Origin of the sequence: Pseudomonas oryzihabitans NBRC 102199 (assembly GCF_000730625.1) — a bacterium.
GTDB lineage: Bacteria > Pseudomonadota > Gammaproteobacteria > Pseudomonadales > Pseudomonadaceae > Chryseomonas > Chryseomonas oryzihabitans.
Map to the genome: position 1 here is coordinate 497,405 of NZ_BBIT01000009.1, position 12,478 is coordinate 509,882.

10 protein-coding genes are annotated in these 12,478 nt (G+C 67.4%); 7 read left to right on the forward strand and 3 right to left on the reverse strand.

Annotated elements, in window-relative coordinates; genetic code table 11:
- Positions 1 to 174 precede the first annotated feature (174 nt).
- On the forward strand, positions 175 to 1,386 hold the full coding sequence (locus tag POR01S_RS12665) for a YeeE/YedE family protein (protein WP_156045024.1): 1,212 nt from the start codon (positions 175 to 177) through the stop codon (positions 1,384 to 1,386).
- Here the strand turns inward: POR01S_RS12665 and POR01S_RS12670 are convergent.
- Positions 1,383 to 2,654, reverse strand: a complete 1,272-nt coding sequence (locus POR01S_RS12670) for a hypothetical protein (protein ID WP_042136156.1) — start codon at positions 2,652 to 2,654, stop codon at positions 1,383 to 1,385. The two genes, POR01S_RS12665 and POR01S_RS12670, sit on opposite strands and share 4 nt — an antisense overlap.
- Before the next feature lie 37 nt (positions 2,655 to 2,691).
- Complete coding sequence (locus POR01S_RS12675) at positions 2,692 to 4,269, reverse strand: hypothetical protein (RefSeq protein WP_042136158.1); 1,578 nt, start codon at positions 4,267 to 4,269, stop codon at positions 2,692 to 2,694.
- Between the two features lie 579 nt (positions 4,270 to 4,848).
- Here POR01S_RS12675 and POR01S_RS12680 point away from each other — a divergent pair.
- The 5 genes from POR01S_RS12680 to POR01S_RS12700 all read left to right on the forward strand — a co-directional run bounded on the left by POR01S_RS12680 (position 4,849) and on the right by POR01S_RS12700 (position 10,039).
- The gene (locus POR01S_RS12680) at positions 4,849 to 6,993 is read left to right on the forward strand and encodes a polysaccharide biosynthesis tyrosine autokinase (RefSeq protein ID WP_042136160.1); all 2,145 of its coding nucleotides are present in this window, start codon (positions 4,849 to 4,851) and stop codon (positions 6,991 to 6,993) included.
- 111 nt (positions 6,994 to 7,104) lie between these two features.
- Positions 7,105 to 8,331 carry a SpoIIE family protein phosphatase gene (locus POR01S_RS12685; protein WP_042136162.1) on the forward strand — a complete coding sequence of 409 codons (1,227 nt, stop codon included), beginning with the start codon at positions 7,105 to 7,107 and terminating at the stop codon, positions 8,329 to 8,331.
- A 5-nt stretch (positions 8,332 to 8,336) separates the two neighbouring features.
- A complete protein-coding gene (locus POR01S_RS12690; RefSeq protein WP_007159604.1) occupies positions 8,337 to 8,900 on the forward strand; it encodes a SiaB family protein kinase in 564 nt (187 codons plus the stop codon).
- Positions 8,901 to 8,918: 18 nt separating this feature from the next.
- Positions 8,919 to 9,308 (forward strand): DUF1987 domain-containing protein, encoded by a 390-nt coding sequence (locus POR01S_RS12695; RefSeq protein WP_007159605.1) that lies wholly within the window; start codon positions 8,919 to 8,921, stop codon positions 9,306 to 9,308.
- Complete coding sequence (locus POR01S_RS12700; RefSeq protein ID WP_027602519.1) at positions 9,305 to 10,039, forward strand: GGDEF domain-containing protein; 735 nt, start codon at positions 9,305 to 9,307, stop codon at positions 10,037 to 10,039. The genes POR01S_RS12695 and POR01S_RS12700 overlap by 4 nt, the downstream gene beginning before the upstream one ends.
- Positions 10,040 to 10,126: 87 nt before the next feature.
- On the opposite strand, the gene POR01S_RS12705 is transcribed toward POR01S_RS12700, so the two are convergent.
- Entirely contained in the window at positions 10,127 to 11,761 is a 1,635-nt protein-coding gene (locus tag POR01S_RS12705; RefSeq protein ID WP_027602518.1) for a glucan biosynthesis protein D, read from the reverse strand.
- A 231-nt stretch (positions 11,762 to 11,992) separates the two neighbouring features.
- Here POR01S_RS12705 and POR01S_RS12710 point away from each other — a divergent pair, with 231 nt between their 5' ends.
- Positions 11,993 to 12,376 carry a glyoxalase superfamily protein gene (locus POR01S_RS12710; RefSeq protein ID WP_027597151.1) on the forward strand — a complete coding sequence of 128 codons (384 nt, stop codon included), beginning with the start codon at positions 11,993 to 11,995 and terminating at the stop codon, positions 12,374 to 12,376.
- Positions 12,377 to 12,478: the final 102 nt, after the last annotated feature.

Consider the following 12,478-nt stretch of genomic DNA (forward strand, 5'->3'; position numbering starts at 1 on the left):
ATTCCTTTGGCCGCTTTGACCACGCCCTCGGCCAAACGGCTGCCCTGAATGCTAGATAACTTCTGGCTATATCGATGTAACCCTTTCATTGAACCAGAGCTGCCGGGTGGCTGGGATTCCCAGGCAAGTCCTACTAAAATGGTCGGACTTTAGTTCGAAGCTACCGGAACCATGATGCAGCAGACCTCTACGCTTTCCTCTCCTCGCCTGCCCTGGGCGGCCCTGTGGGCGACCTGCCTGCTCGCCCTGGGCATGCTCTTTCTCGGCCAGGCCGTGGGCGGCCGTCAGGCGCTCCTGCTGCTGCTCGGCAGCGCCCTGGGCCTGACCCTCTACCACGCCGCCTTCGGCTTCACCTCGGCCTGGCGGGTGTTCATCCTCGACCGCCGCGGCGCCGGCCTGCGCGCCCAGATGGTGATGCTGGCCCTGGCGGTGCTGCTGTTCTTTCCCGCCCTGGGCGCCGGCAGCCTGTTCGGCGAGGCGGTGCGCGGCAACGTCTCGCCGCTGTCCACCTCGGTGGTGGTCGGCGCCTTCCTGTTCGGCATCGGCATGCAACTGGGCGGTGGCTGCGCCTCCGGCACCCTATTCACCGCCGGCGGCGGCAATGCGCGGATGCTGGTGACCCTGCTGTTCTTCGTCATCGGTTCGCTGATCGCCACCCAGCACCTGGGCTGGTGGTTCGCCCTGCCCAGTCTGCCGCCCACCTCCCTGGTGACCAGCCTGGGCGTGCTGCCCGGTATCCTGGTCAGCCTGGCGGCCTTCGCCCTGATCGCCGGGGTCTCGGTGGTACTGGAGCGCCGTCGCCACGGCTCGCTGGAAGTCACGGTGCCCGGTGAACACCAGGGCGCGGCGCGCCTGCTGCGCGGCAGCTGGCCGCTGGTCTGGGGCGCCATCGCCCTGGCCATACTGAACTTCGTCACCCTGGCCCTGGCCGGTCGCCCCTGGGGCGTCACCTCGGCCTTCGCCCTCTGGGGCGCCAAGGGTGCCGGTCTGCTCGGGCTGGACGTCTCCGGCTGGGCCTTCTGGCAGCAACCGGCCAATGCCCGGGCGCTGGCCGAGCCCTTCTGGTTCGACGTCACCAGCGTGATGAATCTCGGCATCATGCTGGGCGCCCTGGCCGCCGCGGGCCTTGCCGGGCGCTTCGCCCCCAGCCTGCGCATTCCCGCGCGGTCGCTGGTGGCGGCGGTGCTTGGCGGCCTGCTGCTGGGCTACGGCGCGCGGCTGGCCTATGGCTGCAACATCGGCGCCTACTTCAGCGGCATCGCCTCGGGCAGCCTGCACGGCTGGCTGTGGCTGGTGGCCGCCTTCTTCGGCAACAGCCTGGGCGTGCGCCTGCGCCCCTTCTTCTTTCCCGGCGAACGCCGCGTCGAACGCCTGACCGGCTGCTAGACCGGCAGGACCTGGCGACCGGGCGGCAGCGCTCCCGGTCGCTCCGGCAGGCTGATCACCCCGTACTGGGGCGCGGCGTGGTAGGTCTTCAGCGCCTGCATGACGAAGAGCAGGGCCGCGGTGCCCTGGTATTCGAACAGTCCCTGCAGCGGCCAGATGGTCATGAAGGCGAGGAATACCGCCAGGGTGAATTCCAGGTCGCGGCTCAGCTTGCGCGCCACCAGGTAGTGGACCGCCAGGCCGATGGGAATCACCAGGATCGACAGGAAACCGAAGCGGAACACGGTGCCGAAGATGCCGACGTCGGAAAGGAAGAAGTAGTCGCCGAAGATCGGCTTGAAGCCGTCGTTCCACATCAGGCTGAGGCTGCCGCTGGGCAGGCCGTTGTACAGCTGCAGGTGGTTGATGATCTGGGAAATGGTGTTTTCCCGGACGTTGTCGGTGGGGCCTTCCTGCACCGAGCGCGCATAGAAATCCAGGTTGAAGCCGAGGGTTTCCAGGAGGTGCGGATAGAGGATCAGCGGTGCGATGATGATGGCGCCGAACAGCGCCGGGCCGACCAGGCGCGCGCGCAGGGCGAGGATGGTGAACACCAGGCAGACCACGATCAGCTGGCGGGTCTGCAACACCACCACGATGGTCGCCAGAAAGAACAGCGCCAGCAGGCCGTGCCTCAGCTTGGGCCGCAACTGGCCGTCGATGAAGGAACGCCCGCGACCGGCGAAGTAGATGCAGATGAAGTAGCCGAAGAAGATGGCGCCCGCCCCCGTGGAGGCCCGTCCGGGACGGCTGAGGTCCTTCACCTCCTCGCGCAGGTCCGGCAGCATCTTGAAATAGGACAGCCAGCACAGCAGCGCCGAGAGCAGCCCGACCAGGATGATCAGATTCTCGAACTGCACGGCATTCAGCCGCTTGGCCAGGTAGAGCACCAGGAAGGCGCTGAAGCAGTAGAGCACCCGCCGCTCCTCGATGAGGCCGTAGACCAGCGGCTGGCCCCAGAACAGCTGGGCGAACACCGCCGGCAGGCCGACGAACACCGCCGTGGAAAACAGGCAGAAGCCCATCAGCAGCCGATAGTCGCGCTGCGGCCGATGCCAGGTGCTCAGGGTGAAGAGCGCGAAGAAACCCAGGCAGATCGCCAGGTACAGCTCGCCCACGTAGCGGATGCCCACCGGATTGGTCGGGCTCTGTTCGAAGACGCCGAACTGCAGGACCATCAGGCCACCCAGGGCCAGAAAACTCAGTCGATTGATCAGCGTACCCGGCATACCCGGTTTCCTCGCAGCACGTTCATGGATGGGGCGTTCATTGCAGGCGCCAGTCACCCTCGACCTTGGCGTAGGTCAGTTGGCGACCGTCCGCCAGACTCAGGCGGGCGCGGGTGTATTCGGGCAGGTCGACGCGGAAATCCCGGCCTTCCAGATAGAGTCCGCCACAGGCCCCCGGCTCGCCGTGGTAGTCCAGCGGCTGGCGCTGCAATTCGTGGATGCTGCGGTGGAACAGCAGGTTGGCGTAGCCGCGCACCGTCATGTCGGTGGAGATGAGGGTGCAGTCCAGTGCGACCTGGCCTTTCACCAGCCCGACCAGGGCCTGGTTCTGCCGGTCGATGGCGCCCCAGCCGGCATAGCCGGCGAGGTCCTGGCGATAGGTCTGGCCGTTCTGCAGGGCCGCGGCCACCAGCACCACGGCGAGCACGGCGCGCCCCGGGGTCTTCAGGGCCAGAAAGGCCAGGCCGAGCAGCAGCGCGGCGGGAAAGATGAACTTGAGGCGATCGAAGGAAAACTGGGTGGCATGCTGCAGCAGCAGCAGATTTTCCAGCAGCGGCACGCTGGCGGCGACCAGCAGCAGCGCGGTGCTGCGAGGCCAGTTCAGGCTCTTGCGCTTCCAGACCAGTACCCCCAGGGCGATGGCCACCGCGGCCAGGAACAGGCCGAAGGACAGCCCGTAGCCGGCGAAGAAGTCGGTCAGGTGGGCATTGTTCGGACTGCGGGCGAGAAAGCGCCGGGCAAAGGCCTTGAGCGTCGGCAACAGGCCCGCCGCCAGGCTGTAGTGCAGCAGCACCAGCAATCCGGCCAGCGCCGTGGCGAAGGCCAGGCGCCAGGCCATCCGCTGGCCTTCCGGCAATTGCCGGCGCTGCAGCCAGAACAGCGCGACCAGCCCGCCGCCGAAGACGTAGCCGGTCCATTCGGTTAGAGCGCCGAAGCAGACCAAGCCGGCCAGCAGCCAACCCAGCCGCTGGCGCTGGCCGGTGGGCGCCCGCAGGTAGTGGAAGAGCGTCAGCAGACTGGCCAGCAGCAGCACCTGGTAGAAACTCTGCACCCAGTAGAGCAGGCCCTGGGACAGCAGCGCCTCGCGGCTGAACACCGCGATCAGGCAGCCCAGCACCGCGCTCGTGGCGGCCAGGCCGCGGCTGGCGCCGTGACTGCGCAGCACCAGGTAGAGCAGGCGGAACAGCAGCAGCGCCGTGAGGGCGCCGAGGGCGGCGTTGAACAGCGCGAGGCTGTGCAGCGAAGGCGTCAGCCCCGCGGCCTTGAGGCCGAGATAGGGCGCGAGGAAGCCGTAGCTGCTGAAGCTGGTGTAGACGTAGTCGCCACTGTGGGTGGGGATAGTCGCGCCCCAGGACACCTGCTTGTCGTGACTGCCGCCCAGGGTCACCGTGGGCAGCCACCAGTGGCGGGTCACGCCGGATTCGTCCAGGGCATTGAGACTGAGCAGGACGTGATAGCTGGCTTCGAGATTCTGCGCCCCGGTGCCGTCGCGAAAATCCGGCAGGCGCCAGAGCAGCGCCAGCAGCAACAGCAGACCGACCACCAGACCGCCCAGCCAGAACGGCCACCGTCCCACCCGGACCCCGGGATGGGTAACGTCAGATACCACACTCATTGTCCTGTCTCCTGACAGCCATGCAGTCGAGAACGCCGTCCAGGGCAGTGAAGAACCAGGCGCCATCTTCCGCAGGCCTGGTACAACCGGTGCAAGACCGCCCACGCAGGCCAAGAGGCGCGTGGGTGGGTAACCGGGCTTCAACCGCTGACTACATTCAAGAAGCCGTCAGGAACACGCCGTTGCCGGGAGGCAGCGGCGTTTGCATCTGATACCCGGGTGCATCCGCCAGCTTCGGCAGGGCACCAGCGGCTCCGGAAAACCCGGCGCGAGCCAGGGCTTGTCGTCCGGAGACACGACAGGTCGCGAAGAAGACTGCCTTAGCACCTTGACGCTGCCAAGCGGGCATCCGTCGCGTTCTGCACGGAGTGTCACATTTTTGGCTTTTGCTTTCGCTTAGAGTCGACGCAGCACTCCAGCCGACAAGGCGCGGATCCCCGATCCAGCGCCTGGCGTTCCCAGCTGTGCCCTGCCTGGTGTGACGATTTCGACCCCCGGTTCGCCGCGCGCTGCCCTCTCGCCAGCGTGCGGCTGCGACGGCTGTCCTTTCTCGTACCTGCCCCAAAGGCCCGCTCCTGCATGGACAAGTCGCATCAGACGCTCCCCGCCGCCACCCAGGCCGCGGACATAGGTTTCGCCCGTTACTGCGCCGCGCTCTGGCGCCATCGCCGCAGCCTGCTCGTCTGCATCGTCCTCTGCACCCTGCTGGGCGTGGCCTATGCGCAACTGGCCGCGCCGCGCTATCAGGCGGTGGCGACGGTGCAGATCGAATACCAGCGCGGCATCGTGCGGCTGGACGAAGCCGACAACGGCCGACCGCTGCCGCCGCCGGAAGCCATCACCGAGATGCAGCTGCTCACCTCGCGGCGGGTGGTCGGCGAGGTGGTGGACGCCGAGGGCCTGGACCTGAGCGTCACCCCACGGCGCCTGCCGCTGCTGGGCGACTGGCTGGCGCGCCGCCACGAACGCGCGGGCACCGGGGTGGCCCCGCCGCTGTTCGGCCTCGCGCGCTTCGCCTGGGGCGGCGAACAGCTGACCATCGCCAGGCTGAGCGTGCCCGACGCCCTCTATGGCCAGCCGCTGACCCTCACCGCCGAGGCCCCGGATCGCTTCCTGCTGAGCGATGCCCAGGGCAAGCGCCTGCTGGAAGGTCGGCTGGGCCAGCCGGCCAGCGCCGGCGAGCTGCAGCTGGACATCGCCCAGCTGCACGCCTATCCGGGCACCGAATTCATCCTCGTCAAGCAACGCCGCGGTGTGGCCATCCAGGCGCTGCAGGAGCGGCTGATGGTCAGCGAGCGCGGCAAGCGCTCGGGCATCCTCTCGATCCAGCTGCAGGACACCGATCCGCAGCGGGCGCAACGCATCCTGCGCGACATCACGGAGGCCTATGTGCGCCAGGACGTGACCCGCAACGCCGACGAATCCACCCAGCAACTGGCCTTCCTGCGCCAGGAGTTGCCGCGGGTGAATCAGCGCCTGGCCGACGGCCGCCAGGCGCTGGACCGCTATCAGCGCCGCCAGGGCTCCATCGCCATCGGCGAAGAGGGACGCAGCCTGCTGCGCCAGGCGGTGGACCTCGATGGCCAGCTGTCGGCCCTGGAGATGGAGCGTCTCGGACTGGCCCTGCGCTTCACCACCACCCACCCGCTGTACCAGACCCTGCTGGCGCGCCGCCAGGTGCTCAACGGCGAGCGCCAGGCCGTGCAGCAGCGCCTGGCCAAGCTGCCCCAGACCCAGCAGGAGGTCCTGCGCCTGCAGCGCGACGTCGAGGCGGCGGACAAGCTCTATGCGCTGATGAGCAAGCGCATCCAGGAATTGTCGGTGGTGCGCGCCGGCACGGTGAGCGATGTGCGCATCATCGACAGCGCCTATACCCAGATCGCCCCGGTCTATCCCAAGAAGCCCCTGCTGATCCTCAGCGCCCTGCTCTTCGGCTGCCTGGCCGGGATGGCCTGGGTCTATCTGCGCGCCAGCCTGGAGCGCGGCATCGAAGACGCCGAGGGCCTGGAAAATCTGGGCCTGCCGGTGCTGGCGCAATTGCCACTGGCGCCGAGCCGCCAACTCGGCGGCCCGCTGCAGACCTCACTCGACAGCGGCTACCAAGAGGCCCTGCGGATCCTGCGCACCAGCCTGGCCTTCGCCCGCACCGAGGCGCGCAATGACCTGCTGCTGATCACCAGCGCCAGCCCCGGCGCCGGCAAGTCCTCGGTGGCCATGCAACTGGCGCGGGTGCTGGCCGAAGGCGGGACGCGGGTGCTGCTGGTGGATGCCGACCTGCGGCGCGGACGCCTGCACCGGCGCCTGCAACTGGCCCGCCGCCCGGGTCTGGCCGAGGTGCTGGCGGGGCTGGCGACGCCCGAGCAGGCGATCCAGCCCTCGGCGATCCCCGGCCTGGATTGCCTGGTGGGCGGCGTCCGCCCGCCCAATCCGGCCGAATTGCTGATGAGCGCGCGCTGTACCGAGTTGCTGCGCGGCCTGCAGCAGGACTACGAACTGATCATCCTCGACACCCCGCCGGTGCTGGCGGTGACCGATGCCGTGCTGCTGGCCGCCCAGGCCGGCACCTGTCTGCTGGTGTCGCGCCATGGATGCAACACCGCCAAGGAAATCGAGGCCACCCAGCGCCAGTTCGCCCACAGCGGTCTGGTGCTCCAGGGTGCGGTGCTCAACGCCGTGCCGCCCCCGCCGTTCACCCGCGCCGCCCTGGGGGTCCTGACCGGCTGACGCCCACCTGGCCAGGCCCGGCACTATGCTGGCGCCTGGCCAGCTCCTGTCATCAAAGCTCAACACGGAGCCCCTAGGCTGCATCGACCTCCCGAGAACGGATTCGTATCGATGTCGTCCGCTCCCCTGCCCTCCGCGCGTGCCGCCTCCCGCCCCAGCCAACGCTGCGCCCTCGACCTCTGCACCCAGTGGCCCGCCGTCGAGGCCGAGCACACCAACGCCATGGTCATGGACCTGTTCAACGAACGCCGCGAGATCACCAGTCTCGCGGTAGTCGAGCACGACCGCCCGATCGGCCTGATCAACCGCGACATCTTTCTCTCGCAGATGAGCAAGCCGTATCACCGTGAAGTCTACGATCGCAAGAGCTGCATCGCTTTCATGGACAAGGAGCCGCTGGTGGTGGATGCCGGTCTGTCCATCGAGGAGCTGACCCGGCGCACCGTCGAGGTGGGCGAAAAGGCCCTGGCCGATGGCTTCATCGTCACCCGCGAAGGGCGCTTCGCCGGGCTCGGCCTGGGCGTGCAGCTGATGCGCATCGTCTCAGACCTGCAGGCCGAGAAGAATCGCCAGATCATGCACAGCATCGAATACGCCAGCGTTATCCAGCGCGCCATGCTGCGCAGCTCGCGCGAGGCCCTGGCGGTGATGGAACAGGACGCCACCCTGGTCTGGCAGCCGCGCGACGTGGTCGGTGGCGACTTCTACCACTTCGCCCAGCACGCAGACGGCTGGTTCGGTGCCATCGCCGACTGCACCGGCCACGGCGTACCCGGTGCCTTCATGACCCTGATCGCCTCGGCGTCCCTGACCCAGGCCCTGCAACAGCTGGGACCGCGCGATCCCTCGGCGTTGCTCTCGGCGATCAACGCCAGCGTCAAGGCCATGCTGGGGCAGTCCGGCGGCATCTCCGAATCCAACGACGGCCTGGACCTGGCCTGCTTCTGGGTGGACAGAGGCAGCCACAGCCTGACCTACGCCGGCGCCCGCATGCCGCTCCACCTGCTGGCGCCCGACGCCGCGGACGTCCTGACCCTGGCGCCGCTGCGCCTGGGGATCGGCTACGCCGACAGTCCGCTCGACCAGTGCTGGCCGACCACCACCCTGCCGTTGCCGCCGGGCAGCCTGCTATTCGCCACCACCGATGGCCTGATCGACCAGATCGGCGGCCCGCGGCGCACCTCCTTTGGCAAGCGCCGCGCCCTGACCCGGCTGAGCGAATCGCGTGCGCTGCCCACCGCGGCCTTCTGTGAACAACTCAGCGCGGACCTCGCCCACTGGCAAGGCGACGAACTGCGTCGCGACGACCTCACCTTCCTCTGCATCCGCGTGGCCTGACCGACATGACCGCCTCCTTTCCCGCGAACGGCGCCTTTCTCGACATCGCCCAGCAGCAGCACGTGATCTTCTATCACCGCGGTTATTTCTCCCATGGCATCGTCGCCGCCATGGCCGAGGTGGTGAAGCTGCAACTGGAATTCGAAGGCATCAGCGGCGCCACCCGGCGCAAGCTGTTTTCCTCCTTCATCGAATTGTCACAGAACGTGCTGCATTATTCCGCCGATGCGCTGCCGCCGGATGCCCTGGCGGACACCAAGCTGGGCCAGGGCTCGGTCTGTATCACCCGCCAGGACGGCAACTACCAGATGCTCTGCGCCAACCCCATCGCCAGCGACAAGGTCGACGCCCTGCGCGAGCGGCTCGAGCCGCTGTGCAGCATGTCGCTGGAACAGATCAAGCAGGCCTATCGCGAATCCCTGCGCGCCGAGACCCCGGCCGACAGCAAGGGCGCCGGCCTCGGCTTCCTGACCATGGCGCGCGATGCGAGTGCACCCCTGGAATTTGCCTTCCATCCCTCGACGCAGACGCCGGGCACCACCCTGTTCTGCCTGAAAGCCATCATCTGACAGGGACCCCTACCTCGTATGGACACCATGTTCATCGCTCCCACCGCCACCTCTCCGGAGGTGGATTTCCGTTTCGCCGAGGACGAACTCTGGCTCAAGGGCGAATCCTTTCCGGAAAACGCCGCGGCCTTCTATCTGCCGGTGATCGAGTCGCTGCGGGCCTACCTCGACCAGCGCCGGGACGCCCGCATCCGGGTGCACGTGGCCCTGGCCTACTTCAACAGCTCCAGCACCAAGATGCTGTTCACCCTGTTCGACGCCCTGGACCAGGCGGCCCAGGCCGGCAACCGGGTGGAGCTGCACTGGTACTACGATGCCGAGGACGAGACCATCCAGGAATTTGGCGAAGAACTGCGACTGGACTTCCAGGCGCTGACGTTCATCGAACATCCCGAGCTGCCGGCATGACCGCCAGCGTCAGGCGCTGCAGCCCGGCCGAGGCGGGCCCCGACCTGTTCGAGCAGGAAGCCGGGGTGCTGCAGGCGGCGCGCGCCCTCTATGGGGCCGACGACGCCGATGCCGAGCGCTACCGAGCCGCCCTGGGCGACCTGACGCTGCACTTCGAACGCCTGATGCGCGAGACCCGCCGGCTGATCGCCCGCAGCGATCGCGCCGAACGCGAGATGAATGCCCTCAACCAGCAATTGCAGACCCTCAGCCAGCAGCTGGAGTACCGCGCCACCCACGACGCCCTCACCGGGATGCTCAATCGCGGCGCGGTGATCGACCAGGCCGGCCAGGCCCTGCGGCAACGGGGTGGGGCCATGATCGTGCTGGACATCGACCACTTCAAACGCATCAACGACGAGTTCGGCCATCCCGCCGGCGATCGGGTGATCCAGGCCATCGCCCGCTGCCTGCAGGAGCTGGTCCAGGCGCCGGCCATCGTCGGTCGGGTGGGTGGCGAGGAATTCACCGTGCTGCTGCCGACCCTGGCGCGGGACGAGGCCCTGGCCATGACCGAACGCCTGCGTCTGCGCATCGCCCGGGAGGCGACCGGACCGGCGCCGGTGACGGCCAGCTTCGGCCTCAGCCTCAACCTGCCGGGCACCGACTTCGAGCTCGCCTACGGCCTGGCCGACGCGGCGCTCTACCGGGCCAAGCGCGCGGGGCGCAACCAGGTGGTGCTGGCCGACTGACCACCGCGATCAGTCAGCCCCACGCCCTTCTTCCGGGCACAAAAAAGCCGCTGCGCCGGGGAGGCACAGCGGCTTTTTGCTGACCGCTTAGGACTGTTTCCAGTCCGGATAGCGGCGCTTATCGGCGGCTGGCGGGAAGTACTGGTACAGCCAAGTTTCACTCAGGGCGCGATCCTGGGTGCGGATGAAGGCACGCATCTGCACCGGATCGGCCTTGTCGCTGGTGGGGTACCAGTCGAAGATCACCCGGTAGCCGCCGATCTCGTCGATCTTGAGCACGTGGAAATCCTGCACCTTGCCGTCGGTGACGGTGACCACCGGCTCGATGCCGGTACCCTCGGGTAGGAACGACAGGCCGCCGCCGTTGAAATCGATGGCGAAGCGCCGCGCCCAGACCTTGGGCCAGTGCTCACCGGGCGCCCAGCCCTCGGGGAAGCCGCCGATGCCGGAACGGGTGGCATAGACCCGCGCCAGCGGCGTGCTCACCGGCGGCAGCGCACTCCAGTGCAGCTTGTAGCCATAGTGCAGCGACTTGCCGGCGGTGATGGTCTCGGCCGGCGCCCAGAAGGCCACGATGTTGTCCAGGGTCTCGCCGGTGGTGGGGATCTCCAGCAACTGGATGGCACCCTCGCCCCAGGCGGAGGTGGGCTCGACCCACAGACTCGGCCGGCGGTCGTAGCGGACCATGACGTCCTGGTAGCTTTCGAATTCGTGATCGGTCTGCACCAGGCCGAAGCCCTTGGGACTGTCGTCCTTGAAGGCGTTGAACTGCAGCTTGGGCGGATTGTTCAGCGGACGGCAGATCCACTCGCCGTTGCCCTTCCACATGGCCAGGCGATCGGAGTCGTGGATCTGCGGGTGGTAGGTGTTGCAGGTCTGCCGCTCGTGGGTGCCGCAGCCGAACATGCTGGTCATGGGCGCGATGCCCAGTTGCTTGATGTCGCGGCGGGCGTTGACGTTGGCGTCCACGTCCATCACCACGCGGTCGTTCAGGCAGTCGATGTCGAAGCGATAGGCGCCGGTGGCGCTGGGCGAATCCAGCAGCGCATAGACCACGAAGCGGGTGCTGTTCTTGTTCGGGGTGACGAACCAGAACTTGGTGAAATCGGGGAATTCCTCGGGCCGATCGGCATAGGTGTCGATGGCCAGACCGCGGGCCGAGAGGCCGTACTGGCGGGTCTTGTCCACGGCGCGGAAGTAGCTGGCGCCAAGGAAGGAGACGATGTCGTACTGGGCCAGGTGAGGCGCCTTGAACAGCTTGAAGCCGGCGAAGCCCAGGTCGCCCTTGAGCTGGCTCTTGTCGACGCCGCTGTCGTTGTAGTTGAACAGCTCGGGGCGGAAGTGGACTTCCTTGGCCTCGTTGGTCTTGGGGTCCACCGAAAACATCCGCACCGGGGTCTTGAAGCCCATGCCGACGTGGAAGAACTGCACGTCCAGCTGGCCCTTGAGGTCGTGCCAGAGCGAATGCTTGGCATCGTAGCCGATGGCGTTGAACTGCTGCGGCGTCATGTTCGCCAGGGTGTCGGGCAGTTTCTGGGCGGTGGGCTGGTAGGCCTGGCCGGCCAGCTCCTTGGCGTGCTGCTTGAGCCAGTCGAAATCGAAGGCCTGGCCATCGCCGTTGGCCGGATTGGCAAAGGCCTGGAGGGCGAACAGCCCGGTGGAGGGAATGCCGGTGTAGGCCGCCAGGGCCAGGGACGCTTTGAGCAGGTGTCTACGCTGCATGGATCAACCTTGGTCACTAAGGATGAAAGATTCGGCCCAGCCGAACCGCCAGAAAGGAAAAAGAATGCACGATACCCGGATAGGTTCGCCATCGCACCGGTGAACTGCAGCCTAGCGCACGCTCTGGCCTGCCAGAGGGGTTACCAAAGCTTTCCGGATCACAGTTCCGGTTGCCGGGCCTCCCGGAAAGCGCATCATCGACCTTCCCTTGCCGCTTCCCTGGAGACCCTCATGGCCGCTGCCGCCATCGCCTTCGGGCCACCCAGCCCCATCCTGCGCATCTTCGATGACGAAAAGGCGCGTGAATTCTACTGCCACTTCCTGGGTTTCCGCCTGGTCTGGGAACACCGCTTCGAACCGGGGCTGCCGCTGTACGCGGAAGTCGAACGCGCCGGCCTGCGCCTGCATCTCTCCGGCCACCACGGCGATGCCTGCCCCGGCTCGACGGTCTTCGTCCGCCTGACCGGCATCCGCGCCTTCCAGGCCGAATTGCTGGCCAGGGACTACGGCTTCGCCCGCCCGGGTATCGAGGAATTGCCCTGGGGCCTGGTGATGGAGATCGCCGATCCCTTCGGTAACAGGCTGAGGTTTTGCGAGGAGACGCCGGAGGCCTAAGCAACGGCTGGACGGTGATCGCGGCCATGGGCCGCTCCTACAGGCTCGATGATGGAGATGACCGCCTGCGCGGATGGCTCCCTCTCCGCTCGGGAGAGGGTT